This is a genomic window from Streptomyces sp. URMC 127 (assembly GCF_051386535.1).
Classification (GTDB): domain Bacteria; phylum Actinomycetota; class Actinomycetes; order Streptomycetales; family Streptomycetaceae; genus Streptomyces.
Genome location: NZ_JBPQTW010000010.1, coordinates 35,482 through 61,295, shown reverse-complemented (window position 1 = coordinate 61,295; position 25,814 = coordinate 35,482). Strand labels below are relative to the sequence as shown.

Below are 25,814 nucleotides of genomic sequence, written 5' to 3'. Positions count from 1 at the left end.
CGTCAGGCCTCCCGTACGCCCGCGCGCCAGACCGCCGAGACCAGCGGCACTCCCGGCCGGTAGGCGAGGTGGACGTGCGACGGGGCGTCCAGGAGGGCGAGGTCGGCCCGGGCGCCCGGGGCTATGCGGCCCACGTCCGTGCGGCGCAGCGCCGCCGCGCCGCCGGCCGTCGCGGACCAGACGGCCTCGTCCGGCGTCATCCCCATGTCCCGCACGGCCAGGGCGATGCAGAACGGCATGGAGCTGGTGAACGACGAGCCCGGGTTGCAGTCCGTGGACAGGGCGACCGTCGCCCCCGCGTCCAGGAGGCGCCGCGCGTCCGGCCACTGGGCGCGTGTCGAGAACTCCGCGCCGGGCAGCAGTGTCGCGACGGTCGTGCCGTTCGCCAGGGCGTCCACGTCCGCGTCGGTCAGATGGGTGCAGTGGTCGGCCGATGCCGCGCCGAGCTCCACGGCCAGCTGGACGCCGGGGCCGTAGGACAGCTGGTTGGCGTGCACGCGCGGGGTCAGGCCCCGGGCGGCGCCGGCCGTGAGGATCGTACGGGCCTGGTCGCCGTCGAAGGCGCCCTGCTCGCAGAACACGTCGACCCAGCGGGCGTGCGGGGCGCAGGCGTCGAGCATCGGCCCGGTGACGAGGTCCACGTAGGCGGCCGGGTCGTCCGCGTAGTCGGGGGAGACGATGTGGGCGCCGAGGTAGGTGACCTCGTCGGTGTGGGCCGCGGCGATGCGCAGGGCGCGGGCCTCGTCCTCGACCGTGAGGCCGTAGCCGGACTTGGTCTCCAGGACCGTGGTGCCCTGGCGCAGGGCCTCGCGCACGTAGCGGCGGACGTTGGCGTCCAGCGCCTCGTCGCTCGCGGCGCGCGTGGCGGCGACGGTGGTGCGGATGCCGCCGGCGCTGTAGCTGCGGCCTGACATGCGGGCGTTGAACTCGGCGGTCCGGTCGCCCGCGAAGACCAGGTGGGAGTGGGAGTCGACGAAGCCGGGGAGGGCGGCCCGGCCCCCGGCGTCGACCCGGTTGTCAGTGGCGGGTGCTTTGCTGGACGTGCCGACCCAGACGACGCGGTCGCCGTCGATGACGACCGCCGCGTCCTGGAGCGTGCCGAGGGGGCCTTCGCCGAGGGAGGGGTCGTTCGTGACGAGACTGCTGATGTTGGTGATGACCGTCGTCGCCATGGGCGTGCGGCACTCCTTCGCTGTGTTCGGTGGTGGGGCGGGGCCGCGCCCCGGTCGCGGGCGGCTGCCCGGCGCGCGGTTCCCCGGTCTCCCGCGGTTCCCCGGTCTCCCGTGGTTCCCCGGTCTCCCGCGGTTCCTCAGCCGCGGACGGCCGCGATCGCTTCCGCCAGCGTCGCCGGCACGTGGGCCACGAGCCGGTGCGTCCCGTCCTGCACGATGTGGCGGCCGCCCACGACGGTGTCCCGCACGTCCGCGCCGCTCGCCGCGAATACGGCCGTCTCGGCCGCGAGGGCGGGCGGCTGGCCCACGGTGCGCACGGAGTCCAGCGCGACGGTCGTGAGGTCCGCGAGCGCGCCCGCCTCGATGCGGCCCGCATCGTCCCAGCCGAGGGCGGCGTGCCCGTCGGCGGAGGCGGCGCGCAGCAGCTGGACGGCCGTCCAGTGGCCGCGGGTGCGGGAGTGCAGCCGCTCGTCCATCTCCATCGCGCGCGCCTCTTCGAGCAGGTCGATGACGGCGTGGCTGTCGCTGCCGAGGGAGAGCGGGGAGCCCGCCTGCTGCAGCGCCCGGGCCGGGCCGATGCCGTCGGCCAGGTCCCGCTCGGTGGTCGGGCACATGCACACGCCGGTGCCCGAGCCGCCGAGGAGCCGGATGTCGCCCGGCGTGAGGTGCGTGGCGTGGACGGCCGTGGTGCGCGGGCCGAGCACCCCGTGGTGCGCGAGGAGCGCCGTCGGCGTGAAGCCGTGCGCCTCCACGCAGGCGTCGTTCTCGGCGGTCTGCTCGGACAGGTGCACGTGCAGCGGCGCGTCGCGCTCCTGCGCCCAGGCGGCCACGGTGCCCAGCTGCTCGGCGGGCACCGCCCGCACGGAGTGGATCGCCGCGCCGATCCTGGTGTTGGCGTCGCCCTTGAGGGCGGAGACGCGCTCGGCCCAGTGCTCGGCGTTGCCGTCGCTGAAGCGGCGCTGGTGCTTGTCGGGTTCGGCGCCGAAGCCGGAGGAGAGGTAGCAGGTGTCGAGGAGGGTGATGCGGATGCCGGCCTCGGCGGCGGCCGCGATCAGGGCCTCGCCCATGGCGTTGGGGTTGTCGTAGCGGGCGCCGCCGGCGAGGTGGTGCACGTAGTGGAACTCACCGACGGAGGTGATGCCGGCGAGCGCCATCTCGGCGTAGGCCGCCCGGGCGAGCGCGAAGTAGTTGTCGGGGGTGAGGCGGTCGGCGACGTGGTACATGACCTCGCGCCAGGTCCAGAAGGTGCCCTCGCCCGCCTGGGTGGCTCCACGCAGGGCGCGGTGGAAGGCGTGCGAATGGGCGTTCGCGAGCCCGGGCAGCGTGATCCCCCGGAGGGTCACCGCGCCCACGGGCGGGGCCGCCGTCTCCGGGCGGACGGCCTTGATGCGGCCGTCCGCGCCGGTCTCGATGACCACGCCCGGCACGACGCCGGTGTCGAGTAGGGCGTGCTCCGCCCAGTAGGTCTGTGCCGTCAGCGACACGCCAGGCCCTCCAGTACGTCGGCGAGTGCGGTCACCCCGGCCAGGCAGTCGTCCTCGGAGGCCGTTTCGGCGGGTGAGTGGGAGACGCCTGTGGGGTTGCGTACGAACAGCATGGCGGTGGGGACGGCTCCGGAGAGGATTCCGGCGTCGTGTCCCGCGCCCGTGCCGAGGACGGGCACGCTGCTCCCGCCCTCGCCGAGGATGCGGGCGAGCTCGTCGCGCAGGGCGTGCTCGAACTCGATGACGGGCGTGAACGACTCCCGCGTGATCCGCACGTCGATGCCGTCGCGCTCGCCGCGCTCCACGGCCGCCTTCTCGATCTCGGCGACCACGAGGTCGAGTGTCTGCTGGTCGGCGGCGCGGGAGTCCAGCCAGCCGCGCACGAGGGAGGGGATCGCGTTGACGCCGTTCGGCTCGACGCTGACCTTCCCGAAGGTGGCCAGGGCGCCCGCCAGCCGGGCCTTCTTGCGGGCGGCGAGGACGGTGTTGGCGTAGGTCAGCATCGGGTCCCGGCGGTCCTCGATGCGGGTCGTGCCGGCGTGGTTGGCCTCGCCGTGGAAGTCGAACCGCCAGCGGCCGTGCGGCCAGATGGCGGAGGCGATGCCGACGGCGTGGTCGGTGTCGGCCAGGGCCCGGCCCTGCTCGACGTGGAGCTCGACGAAGGCGCCGATGCGGGCGAGGCGCTCGGGGTCGGCCCCGATGCCCTCGGGGTCGTAGCCGGCGAGCTCCATGGCCCGGGCGAGCGAAATGCCCTCGGCGTCCCGCAGCGCGTGCGCCTTCTCGGCCGTCAGCTGCCCGGCCGTCAGCCGGGAGCCGACGCAGGCGAGCCCGAAGCGGGCGCCCTCCTCGTCGCCGAAGTTGACGATCGCCAGGGGGCGGGACGGCCGCGCCCCGCGGGCGCGGAGCTCGTCCAGGGCGGCGAAGGACGAGACGACGCCGAGGGGGCCGTCGAACGCGCCGCCGTCCGGGACGGAGTCCAGGTGCGATCCGGTGACGACGGCGTCCCCGGCGGCGGGGTCGCCGAGCCAGGCCCACTGGTTGCCGTTGCGGTCGGTCTCGTAGGCCAGGCCGCGGCTTGCGGCCTGCGCCTCGAACCACGCCCGGCAGTCGGCGTCGGCCGCGGTCCAGGCGAGGCGGCGGTAACCGCCGCTGTCCTTGTCCCGCCCGATGGCCCCGAGGTCGCGCCACATCTCATGAAAGCTCGCCCCGCCGTGGGCCGGGCCGGGGCTGCTCACGCGGAATCACCCTCCCGCATCGGGATGCGGACACCCCGGTCGTCCGCGACCGACTCCGCAATGTCGTAACCCGCGTCCACGTGCCGGATCACACCCATCCCCGGGTCGTTCGTCAGCACGCGGCGGATCTTCTCACCGGCCAGCGCCGTGCCGTCGGCCACGGTCACCTGGCCCGCGTGGATGGAGCGGCCCATGCCGACGCCGCCGCCGTGGTGGAGGGAGACCCACGACGCGCCGGAGGCGACGTTGACCATGGCGTTGAGCAGCGGCCAGTCCGCGATCGCGTCGGAGCCGTCCAGCATGGCCTCCGTCTCGCGGTACGGGGAGGCCACGGACCCGCAGTCGAGGTGGTCGCGCCCGATGACGACCGGCGCGGACAGCTCGCCGCTCGCGACCATGTCGTTGAAGCGCTCGCCCGCGCGGTCCCGCTCGCCGTAGCCGAGCCAGCAGATGCGCGCCGGCAGGCCCTGGAAGTGGACGCGCTCCCCGGCCATCTTGATCCAGCGGGCCAGGGACTCGTTCTCCGGGAAGAGGTCGAGGATCGCGCGGTCGGTGGCCGCGATGTCCTTGGGGTCGCCGGAGAGGGCCGCCCAGCGGAAGGGGCCCTTGCCCTCGCAGAAGAGGGGACGGATGTACGCCGGGACGAAGCCGGGGAAGTCGAAGGCGCGCGCGTAGCCCGCGAGCTGCGCCTCGCCGCGGATGGAGTTGCCGTAGTCGAACACCTCGGCGCCCGCGTCCTGGAAGCCGACCATGGCCTCGACGTGCCGCGCCATCGACTCGCGCGCGCGGGTCGTGAAGTCGGCGGGCTTCTCGGCCGCGTAGGCGGCCATCTCGTCGAAGGAGACGCCGACCGGCAGGTAGGCCAGCGGGTCGTGGGCGGACGTCTGGTCGGTGACGATGTCGATCGGGGCGTTCATCGCGAGGAGCTGCGGCACGAGCTCGGCGGCATTGCCGAGGACGCCGATGGACAGCGGGCGGCGGGCGTCGCGCGCCTCGACGGCCAGCTGGAGGGCGTGGTCGAGGGAGTCGGCCTTCACGTCCAGGTAGCGGTGCTCGATGCGGCGCTCGATGGCGCGCGGGTCGCAGTCGATGCAGATCGCGACGCCGTCGTTCATGGTGACGGCCAGCGGCTGGGCGCCGCCCATGCCGCCGAGGCCGGCGGTCAGGGTGATCGTCCCGGCGAGCGTCCCGCCGAACTTCTTCGCGGCGACGGCGGCGAACGTCTCGTACGTGCCCTGCAGGATGCCCTGCGTGCCGATGTAGATCCACGAGCCGGCGGTCATCTGGCCGTACATGGTCAGGCCGAGGTGCTCCAGGCGGCGGAACTCCTCCCAGTTGGCCCAGTCGCCGACGAGGTTGGAGTTGGCGAGCAGGACGCGCGGCGCCCACTCGTGCGTCTGCATGACGCCGACCGGGCGGCCGGACTGGACGAGCATGGTCTCGTCCTGCTTGAGCGTCTGCAGCGTGCGGACCATGGCGTCGAAGGAGCGCCAGTCGCGGGCGGCCTTGCCCGTGCCGCCGTAGACGACGAGCTTGTCGGGGTGCTCGGCCACCTCGGGGTCGAGGTTGTTCTGCAGCATGCGCAGGGCGGCCTCCTGCTGCCACCCCAGCGTGCTCAGCTGGTTGCCTCGCGGCGCTCGTACGGGTCGCGGTCCGGACATGGGGCCCTGCCTCCCTGGCGGCTGCTCTCGCTGCTCTGCCCTGCTCTGAATAGAACACTGCACATCTTGGGTGGCTGAATAGCTCTAGTCAACGGGTCGGCCGTCGTGGCCTCGCGCACCCGGCCGCGCCGGCCGCCCGGCACGGGGGTGCGCACGGGGGCTCAGCGGCCCCGCCGCGCGGCGTTCACCTCGGCCACGCGCGCCCGCAGCTCTTCAGCCACGCCGACGGGCTCCAGCTCCTCGGGCGAGGCGATCCACTCCCGCCCCCCGCCGAACGCCCGCAGAAACACCCGCGACGGGCTCGCGTCCATGACTTCCCCTACGCGATCGCGCCGCGTGTCCAGCACCATCGTTCCGACCTTGAGCACCGCTGGGTTTTCGTTCGTCTGCATGGCACATGACGCTACGGACCAGGCGTTTTGCCGGGCAATGGCACTCTGCGGCGGCGGCCGCGGGAAGTGCCACCCCGCGTTACAACGGGACGCCGATCGCGTCGGCCAGGGACCGCATTCCAGGTGTGAGGGTGCGCCTCCGGCTGATCACGCGGCCGAGGATGTCGTGCGCGTAGCGCTGGTTGGGCAGCCACTGGGGAGCCGTGGCGCGGATGCCCTGGAGGACGTCGACCGCCTCCGCGTACTGGCGCGAGCGCACGTGGGCTTCGGCCACGTCCAGGAGGTGGCGGTTGCGGTTGTTGGACGTGGGGCGCATGCCGCGTACGGGCACGCGCTCGGCGAGCTGCAGGACGACGTCCGGCCGGTCGGCGATCATCGCGTTCTCGGCGCGCTTGAGGGTGACGGTCACGGGCCCGAAGGCGCGCAGGAAGTCCTTGTCCGGGGCGAACTCCCGGCCCATGGCCACCGCCGCGGCGTGCGCCAGCCTCAGGGAGTCCTCCGCCTCGCCGGGCCGGTTGTCCCTGACGGACGCGGCGGAGAGGCGCAGGAGCAGCCACCCCCACGCGCTCAGCTCGGCGACGGTGGCCCGGGACATGCGCGGCTCCACCTCGTCGGCCCAGCTGGTCGCGAGCTCGCGCGCGGCGGCCAGCCGGCCTTGGCGCAGCAGAAGCCAGCACTGGGTGCTCACGGTGGCGGCCCCGTGGAGCTGGTCCGGTGCATCCGCCAGGGACCGGTCGAGGGCGGAGCGCGCCGCGGCGAACTGCCGTGTCTGGGTCAGCAGCCACCCGGTGAGCTGCAGGACGCGGGCGCGCACGGCCCTGCCCTCGCGGCCCGCCGCGGCCAGCGTCTCCGCGTCGCGGATGAGCGGCGGCAGGAGCGTGCTCAGTTCGGCGTACCGGTCACCGGAGAAGAGGGGGACGGCCGCATCAAGGGTGCTGAGAACTCCGGCGACCGTGGGCGGCTCTTCTGGCCCACACGCACCCGTCCCGGAGGCGAGCGCCTGCCGGACGTCCTCCCACCGGTCCGCGGCCGGGGGCTCACCTCTTCCCTCCGGCTCCGCGAGGAGGGAGCTGGTGGGCACGCCCAGCGCGACGGCGAGCTGCCGGGCCGTCTCCAAGCGGGTGTCGTTCCGCTCGCCTTGTTCGAGCTTGCGGATCAGCGAGAGCGAGACGCCGGACGCAGCGGCGAGCTCCCGCTGACTGAGTCCCCGCCGCTTGCGCACGTCCTGGAGCCGCTGACCGATCGTGGCACCCATGGGCATGGAACCGAGCGTACGCCCTGCGCCCCCGGCCGGGCCGGGCATCGAAAAGCCGCGTGCCGCACGGGAGTTCCCGTGCGGCACGCGGCAAGGACGGGCGAGGCCGAAGGCCTCGGCGTCACTCCTCAGTGAGCAGCCCTCTTCGGAGGCGGCGGAGCGTGCGGGACAGGAGGCGGGAGACGTGCATCTGGGAGATGCCCAGTTCCTCGCCGATCTCCGACTGGGTCATGTTCGCCACGAACCGCAGGGACAGGATCTTCCGGTCCCGGTGCGGGAGTTCGGCGATCATCGGCTTGAGGGAGGCGACGTACTCGATGCCCTCCAGGTCGTGGTCCTCGTAGCCGATGCGCGCGGCGAGCGTGCTCTCGGCCTCCTCGTCCTGGGCGTGGGCCGCGGCGTCCAGGGAGCTCGCCGAGTAGGCGTTGCTCGCGGCCATGCCCTCGACGACCTCGTCCTCGGACAGCCCGAGACGTTCGGCGAGTTCGCCGACGGTGGGGGCGCGGTCCAGGGTCTGGGCGAGTTCGTCGCCGGCCTTGGCCAGGTCGAGGCGGAGCTCCTGGAGCCGGCGCGGCACGCGCACGGACCAGCTGGTGTCGCGGAAGAACCGCTTGATCTCGCCGATGATCGTCGGCATCGCGAACGTCGGGAACTCGACGCCCCTGCTGAGCTCGAAGCGGTCGATGGCCTTGATGAGGCCGATCGTGCCGACCTGGACGATGTCCTCCATCGGCTCGCTGCGGGAGCGGAACCTGGCGGCGGCGAACCGTACGAGCGCGAGGTTCAGCTCGACCAGGGTGTTGCGTACGTAGGCGTATTCGTGCGTGCCCTCTTCGAGCGCTTCCAGGCGGGCGAAGAGCGTCTTGGACAGGGCCCGGGCGTCGTGCGGGGCCATCTCGCCGGGGGGCGTGGGGCCGAAGCCGGACTCGCCGGTGCCGTCGTACTCGGGCGGGGGTGTCGACGACGCCGTACGGGCGTCCGTACGGGCTTCCGTACGCGCTTCCGTATGCGTTTCGTCGAGCCGGGGTGACATGGTCTCCTCCATCATTCTCGGCATATGGCTGCCGATGCCGTCGCGTCGTGCTGCGGTGAGCGGCGCCTCCAAAGCCGTCCGTGGTGGATGTCGTCCTACTAGCCCTACCTGCCCTCGCCCTCGCCTCGCAAGTGCGTGATGTCCGGATATGTGCATAATGCCGGACCTTCCGCTTCCGGAGGCCGTAGGGAAGGCGTAGTGTTCTCGGAGCGCCAGGCAGGCACACCGAGAAGGGATGCGCATGGATCGCGGGATGGTCGGCAGCGCGAGGGGCCGGCTGAATGTAGCCGTCCGGCGGGACGGGTCGAGCGCGATCGTGACGCCGGTGGGCGAGCTCGATCACCACACGGCGGACGTGCTCCGGGAGCCGCTCGAAGCGGCCATCGCCGACGGTGCCGTACGAGTCGTTCTGGACTGCTCCGGACTGGAGTTCTGCGACTCCACCGGTCTCAACGTCCTCCTCGGCGCCCGGCTGCAGGCCGAGGCCGGCGGTGGCGGGATCCACCTCGCCGCGATGCAGCCCGTCGTCGCCCGCGTCTTCGAGATCACCGGCGCGGAAGCCGTCTTCACCGTGCACGACACGCTCGACGCGGCGCTCGCCGGCTGAGCCCGGCGCCGTCCCCCGCTGCGCGCCCTCCTGTGTGTTATTCAAACGTTATGCCGGCCGGGTCCGGATCCGCGCCCCGCAGTTGTATGCATCACAGGATCGATGCCGAAGAAGTGGGTGTTCTCACGAATCGGTCGGGCAGGAGTCTGCTGAATCTGCTCCGTCGAGTTCGTTCCGTCCCTACGTTCGTTACGTTCCGTTCTGAATCGGTGAATCGGTGAGGTGAAGCGCTGATGAGCACCACCCGGCCGTGCCCTCCGCCGGGCGACCCCGGTCCGGGGGCGGACGGCGCCGCCTCGTCCGGCACGTCCGGCGCGGCCGGTTCCCCCGGCGTCGTACGGCGGCTGCACCTCGTCGGGGTCAGCGGCGCCGTGCCCATGTCCCGTGACTTCACCCGGCAGGCGCTCTACGACTGGGGCTGGCTGCCCGCCACCGGCGCCGACCACCGCGCCGCGGCGGAAGACGTCCTCCTCGTCGTCTCCGAGCTCGTCACCAACGCCTGCCTGCACGCCGACGGACCGGAGGAGCTGCGCGTCAGCTGCGCCGGCAAGGTGCTGCGCCTGGAGGTCGTCGACCTCGGCGCCGGCACCCCCGCCCCGCGCACCCCGCACCGGGCCGGGCGGCCCGGCGGCCACGGTATGTTCATCGTGCAGCGTCTCTGCCTGGACTGGGGGGTCGTGCGGAACGAGAGCGGGGCCGGGAAGACGGTGTGGGCGGAGCTGGCCGCGCCCGGGTAGGCCGGGCTCCTCGCTCGCCCCGGCTGCGTCTTCTCTCGCTCGCCCCGGCTGCATCCTCTCTCGCGCGCCCCTGCTGCATCTTCTGTCGCTTTCTTGTCCGGCTTCTTTCTCTCTTCTCTTCCTTCCTCAAGGTCCCCGGCGTACTGTCTGCGCCCGATCTGATGTGCCGTCAGTAGCTTCCGGAGCGGTTTCAGCTTCCGGAGCAGTTTTCCGGCTGCGGCACCGGACGAGAACCGGACGAGAGGGGAACCAGAGGTGTCCCACATCCCGCGCCGCGCACTCGCACTCGCCGCGACCCTCGCCGGCGGGGCCGTCCTGGCCGGCGCCCCGGCCGCGCACGCCGTCACCGTCGACGTCGCCTACGCCTGCAAGACCCCCATCGGCGACAAGAGCGCCGTCTCGCCCATCGACATCAAGGGCGTCGCGGACGGCAGTTCGTACAAGCTGACCATGTCCTTCGAGAAGGGCGTCTCCTCCAGCCCCATCGAGCTCGGCAAGGGCGCGATGAAGCCGAGCGCCGTCATCAAGCTCGGCGGGGCGGACAGCGGCACGGTCGCCGTCTCCGGGCCCGCCAACGCGGAGCCGATACCCGCCAACACGCCGATCAAGATCAGTGACCTCTCCGGCACGTACACCCCGAAGAAGAGCGGCAGCGTCACCTTCACCGCCTCCACGCTCACCATCTCGGCGCTCGGGACGACCACGACCTGCACGCCCACGAACAATCCGAAGCCGTCGCTGACGCTGGAGATCAAGGGGGACGGGGGGTCGGGGTCGGGTGGTTCCTCCGGGTCCGGTGGTTCCTCCGGGTCCGGTGGGTCGTCCGGCTCTGGTGGGTCGTCCGGGTCCGGTGGTTCTTCCTCCACGGGTGGGTCCTCCGCTACGGGTGGCTCGTCGTCTACCGGCGGTTCCGCCTCCACCGGCGGATCCTCCGCCACCGGCGGCGGTCAGCTCCCGCAGACCGGGCCCGCCGACTCCGCCGTCGCCCTCGGCACCCTCGGCGGCACCGTCCTGCTCACCGGCATCGCCGGCACGCTCTGGCTGACCCGCCGTCGCCGCGCCGGCGCCCGCTGATGGAGCCGCTTTGCCCCTTCGCCTGCTGACGGTGACGGCTCTGGCCTCGGTGCTTCTGTGCGCCTCCGTCACCCCGGCGGTCACCGCCGCTGCTGCCGACGACCGGCCCGCCGCCTGGTCCGCCGCGCCCGCCCCCGCCGGTACGGCCGCGCCCGGGCCGGACGACAGGACGTCGTTCTACCTGGAGGGCGCCCCCGGCGCCGTCCTCGCCGACAAGCTGGCCCTCGTCAACCCCGCCGACCGGGCCCGCTCCTTCGAGCTCCGGGCCGCCGGGTCGTGGATCTCCCTCGCCGAACGGCAGGTACGCGTGCCCGCGCGTACGCGCGCCGACGTCCCGCTGACCGTGACCGTCCCCGGCGGCGTCGCGTCCGGCGACCGTTCCGGGGCCGTGGTCGTCGCGGGAGAGGGGCGGGAGGTGCGGGTGCCGCTCGCGGTACGGGTCGGCGGGGCGCCCGCGCTGCCCGCGCTCGCCGTCGAGCGCGTACGGGTGAGCGGGGCGGCGGACGGGCGCGGGGCGGTCATCCGGTACGCGGTCGTCAACCGCGGCAACGTCGCGCTGGCCCCGCGGCTCGCCATCCGTGCCGACGGGGTCTTCGGCACGGTTCTCCGCCGGACCGTCGGTGACGGCTCGGCCGCTTTGCCGCCGGGGCGCTCGGTGCAGCGGGAGGAGCGGTGGGCGGACGCGCCGCGGCTGGACTCGGTGACGGTACGGGTCACGGCTACGGCCGCTACGGCGCAGGGCGGGGTGCGGGCGAGCGGGGCGGCTTCGTACACGCCGTGGCGGTGGGTGGTGCCGGTGCTGGGTGCGGGTGCGCTCGCTTCGGGAGGTGCGGTGGTGCTGGTGCGGCGCGTCGTGGGCCGGCGCCGGGGCCTCCGGGGCAGGGTCCTGGACCGTATATTTACGGCGCCCCACCCCCCTGCGCAGACGCACCCGGCACTTGGCGCCACAAATACACGTCAGCGTCCAGGACCCTGCCCCTGCGGCCCCGGCGCCTCCCTGGTCGTTCTTCTGCTGGCCGTCCTCCTGCTCTGGCCGGCAGCCGGTATTGCTGCTGCCGCTGGCGGCCCCACGCTCTCCCTCGATCGGTCGGACGTGGGGAAGGGCGGCACGGTGGTGGTGACGGGTGAGGGATGGCGCCCCGGTGCGCTGCTGACCCTGCTCGTCTGCGGGCAGAACATGGTGGGGGGCACCAACGATTGCGCCAACGCGGACGGGCGGACGGTCACTACGGACAGTGACGGACGCTTCCGGAGGGAGCTTGCGGTGGCCGCGCCGCCCTCGCCTTGTCCTTGTGTGGTGCACGTCGCCACTGTCATGGGCGATGCCCAGGCTGTGGACACTCCGCTGGTGGTATCCGGGCACCCCGTCCGGCCCGTGCCCGACGGCTCCCGGCTCGGCGTGCTGACCGCACGGCTGGAAGGCTCCAGCGGGCTTCTCACGTGGTTCGGGGCACCGCCCGAGCGGCGGCTCGTCGTGACCGTCGGCAATCTCGGCTCCGGGGCCGTGAAGGATCCCGTCTTCCGCGTCGGGACCGCCCGGGGTGTGCTCGCTCCCGCGTGGGAGGAGCGGAAGTGGCACGGGACCGTCCCCGCGGGACAGCGGGCTCGTGTTGTCTTTGATGTCGAGCTGGCTGCCGGTGCTCATGGGCCCTACGAGGTCTCGCTGAAGTACGGGGAGAAGGTCCTCGTCACCGAGCCCTGGGACGTCGGCCGGCCCTGGGGGGTTGTTCTCTTCTGGGTGCTGCTGGGGTGTGTGGTCGTCGTGGGGCTTTTCCGGGTGGGAATGCTTGTTGTCGACCGGGTGCGGCCCCGGCCTCCGGCTGGGGACGGGGATCGCGGTCTTCCCTGGTTCGTTCCCGGTACCCTCCCGCCGCCCGACTGAGTCCATGCAAAAGGGCCCCCGGCGGATCCGGGGGCCCTTTTGCGTGTTCTCAGCGGACGTCGCCCATGAGGGCTTCGATCTTCTTGCGGTACATCCACACCGCGACGGCCGCCAGGACCGCGGCGGTGGCCTGGCCGAGGATCACGCCGATGCCGTTGAGGTCGAGGCCGCCGACCTCGCGCAGCAGGGTCGTGGTGCAGTTGCCCGCGGTGACCGCGAGGAACCACACGCCCATCATCTGGCTGGCGTACTTCGCCGGCGCCATCTTGGTGGTGAGCGACAGGCCGACCGGGGAGAGGCAGAGCTCACCGATGGTCTGGATCATGTAGATCATCACCAGCCACATGGGGCCGGCCTTCGAGCCCTCCGAGGCCGTCGACATCGGGATCGCGAAGATGAAGAACGACGCGCCGATGAGGAGCATGGCGAACGAGAACTTCACCGTGGAGCTCGGCTCGCTGCCGCGGCGGGCCAGCCACAGCCACAGCCAGGCGATGACCGGGGCGATGGCCATGACCCAGATGGGGTTGATCGACTGGAACAGCGTGGACGGGATCTGCCAGCCGAAGACGGTGTCCGAGGTCCTCTTCTCGGCGAAGGTCGACAGCGTCGAGCCCGCCTGCTCGAAGATCATCCAGAACACGGCGGCGGCGATGAAGAACCAGATGTAGCCGGTGACCTTGGTCTGCTCGTCCGAGGTCAGTTCCTTGTCGCGCTTGATGCGGAACAGGACCGCGGCCGGGATGGCCACACCGAGCAGGGCGAGCGGGACGGTGGCCCACTTCTGCGTGAAGTGGCCGGTGCCCGCGACGACGCCGTAGAAGACGGCGGCGATGCCGAACCACAGCAGGGCCTTCATCAGGATGGACTTGCGCTCGTCCGCCGGCAGCGGCTTCGGGACGACGCTGCTCTCCGGGCTCAGGTAGCGGGTGCCCAGCAGGAAGATGATCAGGCCGAGGCCCATGCCGATCGCGGCGATCGCGAAGCCCAGGTGCCAGCTGACCGTCTGGCCGAGGGTGCCGATGACGATCGGCGCGAGGCCGGCGCCGAGGTTGACACCGATGTAGAAGATCGTGAAGCCACCGTTGCGGCGCGGGTCCTGCGGGCCGTCGTAGAGGTGGCCGACCATCGTGGAGATGTTGGACTTCAGCAGGCCGGAGCCGATCGCGACCAGTGCCAGACCGACGAAGAAGGGCGGCTTGCCGGGGATGGCCAGGCACAGGTGACCGGTCATGATGATGGTCGCCGCGATGGCGACCGTCTTGCGCGGACCCCAGATCCGGTCGCCGAACCAGCCGCCGGGCATGGCGAGCAGGTAGACCATGCCCGCGTAGACGCCGTAGATGGCGACCGAGCTGGCCTCGGGCATCGCCAGGCCACCGCCCTGGCTGCCGGGCTTGGCGTCCGGGCCACCCGCGATCAGGTAGAGGACGAGAAGGGCGCGCATGCCGTAATAGCTGAAGCGCTCCCACATCTCCGTCAGGAAGAGGGGGGCCAGGCCGAGGGGGTGGCCGAGGAGGGTCTTGCCGCCGGAGACGGGAGAGGTCTTCTCCTGCTCGGCCGCGCCCTTCGTCAGGCTGGAGGCCATGTCGATCCTTGTGTGCTCGGGACGCGCGGGTGCAGCTCCTACGCGCCCGGGTGGGGGTTGGCCGGCACCGGTCACCGCACCGTCCGCCCCACGCCCAGGGGTTCGCTCCCTCCTCCAAGGAAGCGGCGGGACGGCCGTGACCGGGATCCACACCTTCGCGCACCTTCGCGCGACGGCCCGGCCGCCAGGTCATTCACTGTGTAACAAGACTGGGGTGTCCAGTCCTGCGCACAACAGAGGCCTTCGGCGCGCCGAGAACGATCCGAAGGGCCCCCTTGTAGCTACAGACGTCTGGTCACCATACGTCAGACCCTGCCCGCAAATGGAAGCAGTTGAGACGCGGATCACAGTGGTTCGGGGAACCGTTCGTTCGCCTTCAAAGGTCTGTACCGGGCTGTCAAGGGTTGCCGCGGGTAGCCCTCGGGAAGCCTCTGACGTGGGCTGCGCGGACTACCATCACTGCATGACCCGAGTACTGCTCGCCGAGGATGACGCGTCCATCTCGGAGCCGCTCGCACGCGCGCTGCGCCGCGAGGGGTATGAGGTGGAGGTACGAGAAGACGGTCCCGCGGCGCTGGACGCCGGCCTCAAGGGAGGGGTGGACCTGCTCGTCCTCGACCTCGGGCTGCCCGGCATGGACGGTTTGGAGGTCTGCCGCCGGCTGCGCACCGAGGGTCACGGCTTCCCGGTCCTGGTGCTCACCGCGCGCGCCGACGAGGTGGACACCGTCGTCGGCCTGGACGCCGGTGCCGACGACTACGTCACCAAGCCCTTCCGGCTCGCCGAACTCCTGGCCCGCGTCCGGGCCCTGCTGCGGCGCGGCACCGCCGAGGCCCACCAGCAGCCGCCCGCCACGCACGGCGTGCGGATCGACGTCGAGTCGCACCGCGCCTGGATGGGCGAGGAGGAACTGCAGCTGACGGCCAAGGAGTTCGACCTGCTGCGGGTGCTCGTCCGGGACGCGGGCCGCGTGGTCACCCGCGACCAGCTGATGCGCGAGGTCTGGGACACCACGTGGTGGTCCTCCACCAAGACCCTCGACATGCACATCTCCTGGCTGCGCAAGAAGCTCGGCGACGACGCGGCCAACCCCCGCTACATCGCCACCGTGCGGGGCGTCGGGTTCCGCTTCGAGAAGAGCTGAGCCCGGCCGCCGGGCGGCCCGAGCGGTCCGCCCGGCCGGGCCCAGTGTTCGTACCACCCCGCCCGGAGGGCAACCCGTGCGCCGCCGACTGATCAATTCCACGCTCGCCGTCGTTCTCGTCGTGATCGCCGTCTTCGGCATCTCGCTCGTCATCGTCGAGACCCGCACGATCGAGAGCAGCGCCCAGGAGAGCGTGCAGGGCGAGGTCGTACGGCTCGTCAGCATCGTCGACGGCCGGCTGCTCGGGGGCGAGCGGGTCGAGTCCGAGGTGCTCAGCGAGCAGATCACCGAGAACCGGTACGCCCGGATCGAGATCCCCGGGCGCGCGCCGATCGAGATCGGGGAGCGGCCCGAGGGCGGCGTCATCGCCAGCACGCAGAAGGGCGAGCAGGGCGAGATCATCCGCGTCGAGGAGTCCCGCTCCGCGGTCAGCCGCGAGGTGGGCCGCACGCTGCTGGTGATCCTCGCGGTGGCGCTGCTCGCCGTGGTCGCCGCCGTCTTCCTCGCCGTACGGCAGGCCAACCGGCTCACGGCGCCGCTCACGGATCTCGCCGAGACCGCCGAGCGGCTGGGCTCCGGCGACCCCAGGCCGCGGCACCGCCGCTACGGGGTGCCCGAGCTGGACCGGGTCGCCGACGTCCTGGACCACAGCGCCGAGCGGATCGCGCGGATGCTCACCGCCGAGCGGCGGCTCGCCGCGGACGCCTCGCACCAGCTGCGCACGCCCCTGACGGCGCTCTCCATGCGGCTGGAGGAGATCACGCTCACCGACGAGCCGGAGACGGTCAAGGAGGAGGCGACGATCGCCCTCGCCCAGGTCGAGCGGCTGACCGACGTCGTCCAGCGGCTGCTGACCAATTCCCGCGACCCCAAGTCCAGCTCGGCCGTCACCTTCGACCTGGACGAGGTCATCAAGCAGCAGATCGAGGAGTGGCGGCCCGCCTCGCGCAGCGAGGGCCGCGCCATCGTGCGCTCGGGCAAGCAGGGGCTGCGGGCCGTGGGCACGCCGGGCGCGGTCAGCCAGGTCCTCGCCACGCTCATCGAGAACTCGCTGATGCACGGCGACGGCACGGTCGCCCTGCGGACGCGCGTCACCGGCAACCAGGCGGTCGTGGAGGTCACGGACGAGGGGCCGGGCGTACCGCCGGACCTGGGAGCGCGGGTCTTCGAGCGCACCGTGAGCGGGCGGAACTCCACGGGCCTGGGGCTCGCCGTCGCCCGGGACCTCGCGGAGGCGGACGGCGGCCGCCTGGAGCTCCTCCAGGCCAACCCCCCGATCTTCGCCCTCTTCCTCAGCCGCGAAGCGGAGGAGCCGGGCGCGTAGCGCTCGCTTGCCGCCGGGCGGGACCCCGTACGTGCCGTTACTTGCGCGCTTCCACGCGCGCTTCCGCCGCATCGGTGCTCGCAAGGAACGATTCCGCAGTCTCTACCGCCTGCGCGCGGAAGACCCACGTGCGGTAGGACCAGAAGCGGAAGACCGTCCCTATCCCCAGCCCGATCACGTTCTTCGCGATGTTGTCCGCGAGCGGGGACGCCAGGCCGAAGCCGTAGTGCGAGAGGGCCAGGATGCCGTTCTCGATGACGAGCCCGGCGCCGCTGAACAGCAGGAACAGGCTCATCTCGCGGCTGCGCCGGCTGCGGTCGCAGTCGCGGTAGGTCCAGTAGCGGTTGCCGACGTAGTTCGTCGCGATGGCCACGGCCGTCGCGATCACGCCCGAGCGCACCACCGCGAGGTGGAAGCCGTGGACGCAGATGTTGAAGACCAGGAAGTTGACCACGAACCCGATGGCCCCGACCGCGCCGAACTTCGCGATTTCGCGGGCCAGCCGCTCCAGCCGGGAACGCACTGCGCGCCGTTGACTCATGGGATCGTCAGGCTCCGTTGAATGGGCGTCGTGGGGCGTGGGGCAGGCTTTCATGCTAGCGAGCGGGTTCCGCCGCCGACGGACGGAGTCGGTGAACGTGAGACGAACGGGAGTCATATCGGCCAACGGGTCAGACGCCGCCTTTTCGGATGATCCTCCGAACGGGGTCCGGGGCTGTTCGCTCGTACGGATACCCTGGGGGCGTGACGTTCCCGGTAGTCGGCATGGTCGGCGGCGGCCAGCTCGCCCGTATGACCCACGAGGCGGGCATCCCCCTCGGCATCAGGTTCAAGCTGCTCAGCGATACTCCGCAGGACTCGGCGGCCCAGGTCGTCAGCGATGTCGTCATCGGCGACTACCGCGACCTGGACACCCTTCGTGCGTTCGCACAAGGGTGTGACGTGATCACCTTCGATCACGAGCACGTTCCCACCGAGCACCTCCGGGCCCTGGAGGCGGACGGCATCCCCGTCCGCCCCGGGCCCGACGCATTGGTGCACGCCCAGGACAAGGGCGTGATGCGGGCGAAGCTCGACGCGATCGGGGTGCCGTGCCCGCGGCACCGCATCGTCGAGGATCCCGCCGATGTGGAGCGCTTCGCCGCCGAGGGCGACGGATTCCCCGTCGTCCTGAAGACGGTGCGCGGCGGATACGACGGAAAGGGGGTGTGGATCGTCCGCAGCGCCGAAGAGGCGAGCGAGCCCTTCCGCGCCGGCGTGCCCGTCCTCGCCGAGGAGAAGGTCGCCTTCGCCCGCGAGCTCGCGGCGAACGTCGTCCGCTCCCCGCACGGCCAGGCCGTCTCGTACCCCGTCGTCGAGTCCATCCAGGTCGACGGCGTGTGCGACACGGTCATCGCCCCCGCGCCCGGCCTCTCCCCGGAGCTCTCCGCGCGGGCCCAGGAGCTCGCCCTGAAGATCGCCAAGGAGCTCGGCGTCGTCGGCCACCTCGCCGTGGAGCTCTTCGAGACCGCCGACGGCCGCATCCTCGTCAACGAGCTCGCGATGCGCCCGCACAACTCCGGCCACTGGACCCAGGACGGCGCGGTCACCTCGCAGTTCGCCAACCACGTACGGGCCGTGCTCGACCTGCCGCTCGGCGACCCCCGCCCGCGCGCCAAGTGGACCGTCATGGCCAACGTGCTCGGCGGCGACTACCCCGACATGTATTCCGCGTACCTCCATTGCATGGCACGCGACCCGGGCCTGAAGATCCATATGTACGGCAAGGACGTCAAGCCCGGCCGGAAGGTCGGTCACGTCAACACCTACGGCGACGATCTGGCGGATGTGCGCGAGCGCGCGAGCCACGCCGCCGGATATCTGCGAGGAACGATCACCGAATGACTGGTTCCATCGCCGGCGGCCCCGTCGTCGGCATCGTCATGGGCTCCGACTCCGACTGGCCCGTCATGGAGGCCGCCGCCAAGGCCCTGGACGAGTTCGAGGTCCCCTACGAGGTCGACGTCGTCTCCGCGCACCGGATGCCGCGGGAGATGGTGGCGTACGGGGAGCAGGCCGCCGGCCGCGGCCTCAAGGCGATCATCGCGGGCGCGGGCGGCGCCGCCCACCTGCCCGGCATGCTGGCCTCCGTCACCCCCCTGCCGGTGATCGGCGTGCCCGTGCCGCTGAAGTACCTGGACGGCATGGACTCCCTGCTGTCCATCGTCCAGATGCCCGCCGGCGTGCCGGTCGCCACGGTCTCCGTCGCCGGCGCCCGCAACGCCGGCCTGCTGGCCGTCCGCATGCTCGCCGCGCACGACGCCGACCTGCTGGCCCGTATGCAGCACTTCCAGGAAGAGCTGAACGAGCAGGCGACGGAGAAGGGCAGGCGGCTGCGCGCGAAGGTGCAGGGCGCGGGCGGCTTCGGGTTCGGCAAGTGAGCGGGGGAGCGGCGGTGACGGAGCAGCTGCTGGCACGCGCCCGCGAGCTCCTCGCCGCCCACCCCGTCGCCGATGGCCACAACGACCTGCCCTGGGCGCTGCGCGAGCAGGTCCGCTACGACCTCGACCGGCGCGACATCGCGGCCGATCAGCGGGGCTCCGGCCTGCACACCGACCTGCCGCGGCTGCGGGCGGGCGGGGTCGGGGCCCAGTTCTGGTCGGTGTACGTCCGCACCGACCTGACCGGGGACGCGGCCGTCAGCGCCACGCTCGAGCAGATCGACGTCGTACGGCAGCTGACCGACCGCTACCCCGGCGACCTGCGGCTCGCCCTCACCGCCGACGACATGGAGGCGGCCCGCGCCGAAGGGCGCATCGCCTCCCTCATGGGCGCCGAGGGCGGGCACAGCATCAACTGCTCCCTGGCCACGCTGCGGGCGCTGCACCGGCTCGGCGTGCGCTACATGACCCTCACCCACAACGACAACGTCCCGTGGGCCGACTCCGCGACGGACGTCCCCGCGGCGGGCGGGCTGACCCGCTTCGGCGAGGAGGTCGTGCGCGAGATGAACCGCGCCGGCATGCTCGTCGACCTCTCGCACGTCTCCGCCGGCACGATGCGGGACGCGCTGCGGGTCAGCGAGGCGCCGGTGATCTTCTCGCACTCGTCGGCGCGGGCGGTCTGCGACCACCCGCGCAACGTGCCGGACGACGTGCTCGGCGCGCTCGCCGCGAACGGGGGCGTGGCCATGGCCACGTTCGTCCCCAAGTTCATCCTGCCGGAGGCCGTCGCCTGGACGAAGGCCGCCGACGAGAACCTGCGCGCGCACGGGCTGCACCACCTCGACACCTCGCCGCGGGCGATGGAGCTGCACCGCGCGTTCGAGGCGGAGCGGCCGCGGCCGCTCGCCACGGCGTCGACGGTCGCCGACCACCTCGACCACATGCGGGAGGTCGCCGGCGTCGACCACATCGGCATCGGCGGCGACTTCGACGGCACGGCCTTCACCCCGGCCGACCTGGCCGACGTCTCCGGCTACCCCAACCTGATCGCCGAACTCCTGCGACGCGGGTGGTCCGACGCGGACCTCGCCAAGCTGACGTGGAAGAACGCGGTCCGCGTCCTGCGGGACGCGGAGGCCGTCGCGCGGGACGTCTCCGCGAGACGGGGCCCGTCGATCGCCACGATCGACACCCTGGACGGCCCGTCCGCGCCGGGCTCGTAAGGCGAAGCCTCACCCATCCGCCGCGGGCGGCGACGCAGGTGCTGTGAGGCCGGGCCTCACCCGTCCGCCGCGGGCGGCGACGCTTGTGAGGCCGCGCCTCACATATCCGCCGCGACGGCGATCAGCCACGCGGCGCGGTCCGGCGGTGCCGCCCCGGGCTCAGCCCGGCTCGGCACCGCCGGTCACGAAGCGTCGTGGCTGGTCACCGCTGCGGCGGGAGAAAGGCGCCGGCGCCTTGAGGCCGTGCTGTGAGACCGCGCCTCACAAAATCCGCCGCCGCGGCGGGATGAAAGGTGCCGGCACCTTTCAGGCCGGGGCCGCGCCCCTGCGCAGGGCGCTGTGAGGCCGCGCCTCACATGTCCGCCGCGACGGTGATCAGCCACCGCCGCGCACCCCGGCGGTGCCGGACCCCGCTCAGCCCGTACGGACCGGAAAACGCCGTCACGCGCGAGGGCGGCCCATCGCGCGGAACGTCCAGCCCGCCCCCCGCCAAGCGGCAGCGTCAAGCGCGTTGCGGCCGTCGATGAGGTGGCGTTCCGCGACGACCTCGCCGATCGCCGCCGGGTCGAGCGCCCGGAACTCGCCCCACTCCGTCAGGTGCAGCACCACCCGCGCCCCCCGGCACGCCTCCAGCGCGCTCGGCGCGTAGGCGAGGGTCGGGAAGAGGCGCTGGGCGTTCTCCATGCCCTTCGGGTCGTAGACCGTGACCTGGCCGCCCTGCAGGTGGATCTGCCCGGCGACGTTGAGCGCGGGGGAGTCGCGGACGTCGTCCGAGTCCGGCTTGAACGTCGCGCCGAGGACGGCGACCCGCTGTCCGAGGAAGCTGCCGCCGACCGCCTCACGGGCCAGCTCCACCATGTGCGCGCGGCGGCGCATGTTGATGGAGTCGACCTCGCGCAGGAAGGTCAGCGCCTGGTCCGCGCCCAGCTCGCCCGCGCGCGCCATGAAGGCGCGGATGTCCTTCGGCAGGCAGCCGCCGCCGAAGCCGACGCCGGCGCGCAGGAACTTCTTGCCGATGCGGTCGTCGTGACCGATGGCCTCGGCCAGCTTCACGACGTCGCCGTCGGCGGCCTCGCACACCTCGGCCATGGCGTTGATGAAGGAGATCTTCGTGGCGAGGAAGGAGTTCGCGGCGGTCTTGACCAGCTCGGCGGTCGGGTAGTCGGCGACGACGAACGGCGTGCCTTCCCCGATCGGCCGTGCGTACACCTCGCGCAGCAGCTTCTCGCCCCGCTCGCCGGCGACGCCGACGACGATGCGGTCGGGGTGCAGCGTGTCCTGGACGGCGAAGCCCTCGCGCAGGAACTCGGGGTTCCAGGCGAGCTCGACCTCCTCGCCGGCCGGGGCGAGCTCGGTGAGGAGCCGGGCGAGCCGGGCGGCGCTGCCGACGGGGACGGTGGACTTGCCGACGACGAGCGCGGGCCGGTGCAGCACGGCGGCGAGGGAGGCGACGGCGGCGTCGACGTAGGACATGTCGCACGCGTACTCGCCGTGCTTCTGCGGGGTGTTCACGCAGATGAAGTGGACGTCGCCGAACTCGCCGGCCTCCTCCCAGGAGGTCGTGAAGCGCAGCCGCCCGGTCGAGCCCTCCAGCCCGGCGACGTGCTTGCCGAGCAGCTCCTCCAGCCCCGGCTCGTACATGGGGACCTTGCCGCGCCCGAGCATCTCGATCTTGCCGGGGTCCACGTCCAGGCCCAGGACCTCGAAGCCGAGCTCGGCCATGGCCGCGGCATGCGTGGCGCCGAGGTAGCCGGTGCCGATCACGGTGATCCTGGGGGCCATGCGTGCTCCATGTGCTGACGGGCGGGACTGCGGTGCCCGAGCATAGTCGGGCCGCGAGCAGGGAAGGAGCGGGGTGACGGAGGGCCGCGGCGCGTACGGCGCCGGGCTGTCGGCAAGCTCACGTAGTCCGTCTCCGGGAGCCGCCCCTAGAATCTGGGTTACTAAACGGTAGTTAACTCTCAGGGGAGTACGCCTTGGCGGGAAACACGGACTTCGACCTCTACCGGCCGTCCGAGGAGCACGACGAGCTGCGCAAGGTCGTGCGCCAGCTCGCCGAGGAGAAGATCGCCCCGCACGCCGCCGCGGTGGACGAGGAGGCCCGCTTCCCGCAGGAGGCCCTGGACGCCCTCGTCGCCACCGACCTGCACGCGGTGCACGTCCCCGAGGAGTACGGCGGCGCGGGTGCCGACGCCCTCGCCACGGTGATCGTCATCGAGGAGGTCGCCCGCGTCTGCGTGTCGTCCTCGCTGATCCCCGCCGTCAACAAGCTCGGCTCGCTGCCGGTGATCCTCTCCGGCTCCGAGGAGCTGAAGAAGAAGTACATGGGCCCGCTCGCCAAGGGCGACGCGATGTTCTCGTACTGCCTCAGCGAGCCCGACGCCGGCTCGGACGCGGCCGGCATGAAGACCCGCGCCGTGCGCGACGGCGACTTCTACGTCCTCAACGGCGTCAAGCGCTGGATCACCAACGCCGGCGTCTCCGAGTACTACACGGTCATGGCCGTGACCGACCCGGAGAAGCGCTCCAAGGGCATCTCGGCCTTCGTCGTCGAGAAGGGCGACGAGGGCGTGTCCTTCGGCGCCCCGGAGAAGAAGCTCGGCATCAAGGGCTCCCCGACCCGCGAGGTCTACCTCGACAACGTCCGCATCCCCGCCGACCGCATGATCGGTGCGGAGGGCACGGGCTTCGCGACCGCGATGAAGACCCTGGACCACACCCGCATCACCATCGCCGCCCAGGCCCTCGGTGTCGCCCAGGGCGCCCTCGACTACGCCAAGGGCTACGTCCAGGAGCGCAAGCAGTTCGGCAAGCCGATCGCCGACTTCCAGGGCGTCCAGTTCATGCTCGCCGACATGGCGATGAAGATCGAGGCCGCGCGCCAGCTCACGTACGCGGCCGCCGCCAAGTCCGAGCGCGGCGACGCCGACCTCACCTTCCAGGGCGCGGCCGCCAAGTGCTTCGCCTCGGACGTCGCCATGGAGGTCACCACGGACGCCGTCCAGCTCCTCGGCGGCTACGGCTACACCCGGGACTACCCGGTCGAGCGGATGATGCGCGACGCGAAGATCACCCAGATCTACGAGGGCACGAACCAGGTCCAGCGCATCGTGATGGCGCGCAACCTGCCGAAGTAAGCCCGCGGGCGGGCCGTCTCCGGGCGGTCCGTACGACTCGGCCGTACCGGGCCTACGTGCCCGTACGGCCGTACGTCACTGGCGGGGCCGCGCCCCCGGGGGCGATGCTGGGTGAGGACGTTCTCGACCGCCCGCCGCCTGGAGGCCCCGTCATGCCCGACGTCACCGGCCCGTACGCCCCCGGCACCCCCTGCTGGGTGGACCTCATGGTTCCCGACCAGCAGGCGGCGCTCGACTTCTACCGTGACCTGTTCGGCTGGCAGGGCGAGGTCGGTCCGCCGGAGACCGGCGGGTACGCGGTCTGCGAGCTGAACGGCAAGCCGGTCGCCGGGATCATGGCGGCGATGAACCCGGACGGCAGCAAGCCGGACCCTATGCCGCCGGCCGTCTGGACCACCTATCTGGCGAGCGCCGACGCGGACGCCACGCAGTCCCGGATCGTCAGCAACGGCGGCACGGTGATGATGCCGGCCATGGACGTCATGTCGCTCGGCCGGATGGCGGTGGCCTCCGATCCCACGGGCGCCGTCTTCGGGCTCTGGCAGGCGCGTGACTTCGCGGGCGCGAAGGTCGTCAACGAGCCCGGTGCCGTGATCTGGAACGAGCTCAACACCAGCGACACCGCCACCGCCTCCGGCTTCTACGCCAAGGCGCTCGGCATCAAGGCGGCCCCCATGGAAGGGGCCACCGGCTACTTCTCGCTGGAGGTGGACGGCCGCATGGTCGGCGGTCTGCAGGGGCTCGCGAGCATCGAGGGCCTGCCCGAGGACGTGCCCTCGCACTGGCTGACGTACTTCGCGGTGGACGACGCGGACAGCACGGTCGACGCGCTCGTGCGGGCCGGCGGCAGCGTCCTCAAGCCGCCGTTCGACATGATGGCGGGCCGGATGGCCGTCGTGCAGGACCCGCAGGGCGCGCCGTTCGCGGTGATCCACGCGACGGGGCCCGACCAGTCGGCCTGAGCAGACCAGCCGGCCTGAGCCGTGGCCGGGCCCGCGGGGCACGGAAGAGCGCCGGACGCGCACGCGCCGCACGCGCACGCGCCCGACGCGCCGGACGTCACTTGTCGGAGACGGTGACCTTCTGGTCCTTCTTCAGCTGGCCGAAGAGCTGGTTGGCCTTGGCCATGTCCCACTTCACGGCCACGCCGTCGCTGGGCGTGGGCAGGTTCGGGTTGGCGATCGGCACGGTCATCTGCTTGCCGTCGCCGCCCGTGACGCCCTTCATCGCCCAGAACATGTCCATCAGGTCGAACAGCCCCATGTCCTTGTCGACGATGAGCGTGTCGAGCCCCGAGCCGATCACCGGGTAGAGGCGGAACGGGTTGAGGACGGTCGAGGGCGACGCGGCCTGCTTCGCGAGCGTGTTCAGGAACTTCTGCTGGTTGCGCATGCGGCCGAGGTCCTGGTCGGCCTCCTGGTGGCGCTGGCGGACGAACGCCAGCGACTGGGCGCCGTTGAGCTCCTGGCAGCCCGCCTTGAAGTCCGCGCCCGAGTCCCGGTCCTTCAGCGGCTTGTCCAGGCACATCTCGACGCCGCCCAGCGCGTCGACCAGGTTGCGGAAGCCGCCGAAGCCGATCTCCGCGTAGTGGTCGATGCGCAGGCCCGTGTTGAACTCGATCGTCTGGGCGAGCAGCTCCGCGCCGCCGTCCGAGTACGCCTGGTTGAGCTTGTGGGTGGACTTCGCGAACCGCTTGCCGGACTTCTGCCCCGTGAAGGCGGGGATGGTGACCCACGAGTCGCGCGGCAGGCTCAGCATCGTGGTGCCGTTGTCGCCGGTGTGCAGGATCATCATCGAGTCGGTGCGCTTGCCGTCCGCCGACCCCGTGTGGAGCTCCTTCTTGTCCTCGTCGGACAGGCCCTCGCGGCTGTCGGAACCGACGATCAGGTAGTTGGTGCCCTCGCCGGCCTCCGGCCGGTCCTTGACCTTGCTCAGGTCCACTTCGGTGCGCAGCTTGGAGTCGGCCCAGAAGTACGTGCCGACCGAGACCACGAGCAGCACGGCGACGAGGGTCACCAGCCCGACCGTGATGCGCTTGCGCCAGTTCGGGCGGGTGGCGCGCGGGGCGCGGCCGGCGCCGCCGGGGCCCGCGGGGCCGCCCGGACCGCCCGGTCCGTTCGGGGCGCCGCGGCCGTAGACCTGTCCGGTGTTGTATCCGTCACCGTCGCCGGGGCGGCCCTGGCCGACGACGCGCCGGCCGCCGGCGACCGGCGTCCCGTCGTACCCCTGGGGCGGGCTGTACTGCTGCGGCGGCACGGGACGCCGTACGTGCGGCATGGCGCGCGCGCCCTCGGGCTCGGCGCCCGTGCTGCCGCGCCCGTACGCCTGCCGCCGCCGCTCCTCGCTCCGCCCTCCGGGCCAATCGCTCATGCAGGAAGTGTGCCCTCTGGGTGAACGGACCGGCCGGTCGGCTACGGGTTCGGGGCACCCCTGTTGCAGAGCT

Annotated in this window: 22 protein-coding genes; 11 read left to right on the top strand and 11 right to left on the bottom strand. The window is 72.1% G+C overall.

The features are described 5' to 3' along the window. Positions 1-2: 2 nt before the first annotated feature. From hutI to ACSNOH_RS04675, 7 genes are all read right to left on the bottom strand, one after another. Positions 3-1,172, bottom strand: coding sequence for an imidazolonepropionase (gene hutI, locus ACSNOH_RS04705; RefSeq protein ID WP_436719894.1), 1,170 nt, complete (start codon positions 1,170-1,172; stop codon positions 3-5). Between the two features lie 137 nt (positions 1,173-1,309). Continuing rightward, entirely contained in the window at positions 1,310-2,650 is a 1,341-nt protein-coding gene (locus tag ACSNOH_RS04700) for a formimidoylglutamate deiminase (protein ID WP_436719910.1), read from the bottom strand. Beyond that, positions 2,647-3,846 carry an allantoate amidohydrolase gene (locus ACSNOH_RS04695; RefSeq protein ID WP_436719909.1) on the bottom strand — a complete coding sequence of 400 codons (1,200 nt, stop codon included), beginning with the start codon at positions 3,844-3,846 and terminating at the stop codon, positions 2,647-2,649. The genes ACSNOH_RS04700 and ACSNOH_RS04695 overlap by 4 nt, the downstream gene beginning before the upstream one ends. A 41-nt stretch (positions 3,847-3,887) precedes the next feature. Beyond that, positions 3,888-5,552, bottom strand: a complete 1,665-nt coding sequence (hutU, locus tag ACSNOH_RS04690; RefSeq protein WP_436719893.1) for a urocanate hydratase — start codon at positions 5,550-5,552, stop codon at positions 3,888-3,890. Positions 5,553-5,713: 161 nt separating this feature from the next. Next, the gene (locus tag ACSNOH_RS04685) at positions 5,714-5,944 is read right to left on the bottom strand and encodes a hypothetical protein (RefSeq protein WP_436719892.1); all 231 of its coding nucleotides are present in this window, start codon (positions 5,942-5,944) and stop codon (positions 5,714-5,716) included. A gap of 79 nt (positions 5,945-6,023) precedes the next feature. After that, complete coding sequence (locus tag ACSNOH_RS04680) at positions 6,024-7,199, bottom strand: helix-turn-helix domain-containing protein (protein ID WP_436719908.1); 1,176 nt, start codon at positions 7,197-7,199, stop codon at positions 6,024-6,026. Between the two features lie 121 nt (positions 7,200-7,320). Continuing rightward, entirely contained in the window at positions 7,321-8,244 is a 924-nt protein-coding gene (locus ACSNOH_RS04675) for an RNA polymerase sigma factor SigF (RefSeq protein WP_436719907.1), read from the bottom strand. Between the two features lie 229 nt (positions 8,245-8,473). Between ACSNOH_RS04675 and ACSNOH_RS04670 the strand changes: the two genes are divergently transcribed. The 4 genes from ACSNOH_RS04670 (at position 8,474) to ACSNOH_RS04655 (ending at position 12,532) form a co-directional block, all read left to right on the top strand. Next, positions 8,474-8,839, top strand: a complete 366-nt coding sequence (locus ACSNOH_RS04670) for an STAS domain-containing protein (protein ID WP_436719891.1) — start codon at positions 8,474-8,476, stop codon at positions 8,837-8,839. A gap of 233 nt (positions 8,840-9,072) precedes the next feature. Further along, on the top strand, positions 9,073-9,576 hold the full coding sequence (locus ACSNOH_RS04665; protein ID WP_436719890.1) for an ATP-binding protein: 504 nt from the start codon (positions 9,073-9,075) through the stop codon (positions 9,574-9,576). 255 nt (positions 9,577-9,831) lie between these two features. Then, entirely contained in the window at positions 9,832-10,650 is an 819-nt protein-coding gene (locus tag ACSNOH_RS04660) for an LPXTG cell wall anchor domain-containing protein (RefSeq protein WP_436719889.1), read from the top strand. Between the two features lie 997 nt (positions 10,651-11,647). After that, a complete protein-coding gene (locus tag ACSNOH_RS04655; RefSeq protein WP_436719906.1) occupies positions 11,648-12,532 on the top strand; it encodes a neocarzinostatin apoprotein domain-containing protein in 885 nt (294 codons plus the stop codon). Positions 12,533-12,581: 49 nt separating this feature from the next. Here the strand turns inward: ACSNOH_RS04655 and ACSNOH_RS04650 are convergent, their stop codons facing one another. Next, positions 12,582-14,120, bottom strand: a complete 1,539-nt coding sequence (locus ACSNOH_RS04650) for a peptide MFS transporter (protein ID WP_436719888.1) — start codon at positions 14,118-14,120, stop codon at positions 12,582-12,584. Positions 14,121-14,583: 463 nt separating this feature from the next. On the opposite strand from ACSNOH_RS04650, the gene ACSNOH_RS04645 reads away from it, so the two are divergent. Next, entirely contained in the window at positions 14,584-15,264 is a 681-nt protein-coding gene (locus ACSNOH_RS04645) for a response regulator transcription factor (RefSeq protein WP_436719887.1), read from the top strand. 76 nt (positions 15,265-15,340) lie between these two features. Next, complete coding sequence (locus ACSNOH_RS04640; RefSeq protein WP_436719886.1) at positions 15,341-16,588, top strand: ATP-binding protein; 1,248 nt, start codon at positions 15,341-15,343, stop codon at positions 16,586-16,588. 37 nt (positions 16,589-16,625) lie between these two features. Here ACSNOH_RS04640 and ACSNOH_RS04635 read toward each other — a convergent pair whose 3' ends face one another. Then, complete coding sequence (locus ACSNOH_RS04635) at positions 16,626-17,129, bottom strand: GtrA family protein (protein WP_436719885.1); 504 nt, start codon at positions 17,127-17,129, stop codon at positions 16,626-16,628. Positions 17,130-17,332: 203 nt separating this feature from the next. Here ACSNOH_RS04635 and ACSNOH_RS04630 point away from each other — a divergent pair, with 203 nt between their 5' ends. Genes ACSNOH_RS04630 through ACSNOH_RS04620 form a run of 3 tightly spaced genes read left to right on the top strand, consistent with a single transcriptional unit; the run spans position 17,333 to position 20,234 of the window. Next, a complete protein-coding gene (locus tag ACSNOH_RS04630) occupies positions 17,333-18,472 on the top strand; it encodes a 5-(carboxyamino)imidazole ribonucleotide synthase (protein WP_436719884.1) in 1,140 nt (379 codons plus the stop codon). Then, positions 18,469-19,008 (top strand): 5-(carboxyamino)imidazole ribonucleotide mutase, encoded by a 540-nt coding sequence (purE, locus tag ACSNOH_RS04625; protein WP_436719883.1) that lies wholly within the window; start codon positions 18,469-18,471, stop codon positions 19,006-19,008. Before ACSNOH_RS04630 ends, purE begins: the two co-directional genes overlap by 4 nt. Before the next feature lie 14 nt (positions 19,009-19,022). Further along, positions 19,023-20,234, top strand: coding sequence for a dipeptidase (locus ACSNOH_RS04620; RefSeq protein WP_436719882.1), 1,212 nt, complete (start codon positions 19,023-19,025; stop codon positions 20,232-20,234). Positions 20,235-20,675: 441 nt separating this feature from the next. On the opposite strand, the gene ACSNOH_RS04615 is transcribed toward ACSNOH_RS04620, so the two are convergent. Beyond that, complete coding sequence (locus tag ACSNOH_RS04615) at positions 20,676-22,016, bottom strand: UDP-glucose dehydrogenase family protein (RefSeq protein WP_436719881.1); 1,341 nt, start codon at positions 22,014-22,016, stop codon at positions 20,676-20,678. Positions 22,017-22,210: 194 nt separating this feature from the next. Here ACSNOH_RS04615 and ACSNOH_RS04610 point away from each other — a divergent pair, with 194 nt between their 5' ends. After that, entirely contained in the window at positions 22,211-23,371 is a 1,161-nt protein-coding gene (locus tag ACSNOH_RS04610) for an acyl-CoA dehydrogenase (protein ID WP_436719880.1), read from the top strand. A 152-nt stretch (positions 23,372-23,523) separates the two neighbouring features. Continuing rightward, positions 23,524-24,333: a VOC family protein gene (locus tag ACSNOH_RS04605; RefSeq protein ID WP_436719879.1), complete on the top strand. Its 810-nt coding sequence runs from the start codon at positions 23,524-23,526 to the stop codon at positions 24,331-24,333. Positions 24,334-24,430: 97 nt separating this feature from the next. On the opposite strand, the gene ACSNOH_RS04600 is transcribed toward ACSNOH_RS04605, so the two are convergent. After that, on the bottom strand, positions 24,431-25,741 hold the full coding sequence (locus ACSNOH_RS04600) for an LCP family protein (protein ID WP_436719878.1): 1,311 nt from the start codon (positions 25,739-25,741) through the stop codon (positions 24,431-24,433). Positions 25,742-25,814: the final 73 nt, after the last annotated feature.

Coding starts and splice junctions, on each gene's coding strand:
- hutI (WP_436719894.1), bottom strand. CDS start 1,172: ATGGCGACGACGGTCATCACCAACATCAGCAGTCTCGTCACGAACGAC.
- ACSNOH_RS04695 (WP_436719909.1), bottom strand. CDS start 3,846: ATGTGGCGCGACCTCGGGGCCATCGGGCGGGACAAGGACAGCGGCGGT.
- hutU (WP_436719893.1), bottom strand. CDS start 5,552: ATGTCCGGACCGCGACCCGTACGAGCGCCGCGAGGCAACCAGCTGAGC.
- ACSNOH_RS04685 (WP_436719892.1), bottom strand. CDS start 5,944: ATGCAGACGAACGAAAACCCAGCGGTGCTCAAGGTCGGAACGATGGTG.
- ACSNOH_RS04680 (WP_436719908.1), bottom strand. CDS start 7,199: ATGGGTGCCACGATCGGTCAGCGGCTCCAGGACGTGCGCAAGCGGCGG.
- ACSNOH_RS04675 (WP_436719907.1), bottom strand. CDS start 8,244: ATGGAGGAGACCATGTCACCCCGGCTCGACGAAACGCATACGGAAGCG.
- ACSNOH_RS04670 (WP_436719891.1), top strand. CDS start 8,474: ATGGATCGCGGGATGGTCGGCAGCGCGAGGGGCCGGCTGAATGTAGCC.
- ACSNOH_RS04665 (WP_436719890.1), top strand. CDS start 9,073: ATGAGCACCACCCGGCCGTGCCCTCCGCCGGGCGACCCCGGTCCGGGG.
- ACSNOH_RS04650 (WP_436719888.1), bottom strand. CDS start 14,120: ATGGCCTCCAGCCTGACGAAGGGCGCGGCCGAGCAGGAGAAGACCTCT.
- ACSNOH_RS04645 (WP_436719887.1), top strand. CDS start 14,584: ATGACCCGAGTACTGCTCGCCGAGGATGACGCGTCCATCTCGGAGCCG.
- ACSNOH_RS04635 (WP_436719885.1), bottom strand. CDS start 17,129: ATGAGTCAACGGCGCGCAGTGCGTTCCCGGCTGGAGCGGCTGGCCCGC.
- purE (WP_436719883.1), top strand. CDS start 18,469: ATGACTGGTTCCATCGCCGGCGGCCCCGTCGTCGGCATCGTCATGGGC.
- ACSNOH_RS04615 (WP_436719881.1), bottom strand. CDS start 22,016: ATGGCCCCCAGGATCACCGTGATCGGCACCGGCTACCTCGGCGCCACG.
- ACSNOH_RS04605 (WP_436719879.1), top strand. CDS start 23,524: ATGCCCGACGTCACCGGCCCGTACGCCCCCGGCACCCCCTGCTGGGTG.
- ACSNOH_RS04600 (WP_436719878.1), bottom strand. CDS start 25,741: ATGAGCGATTGGCCCGGAGGGCGGAGCGAGGAGCGGCGGCGGCAGGCG.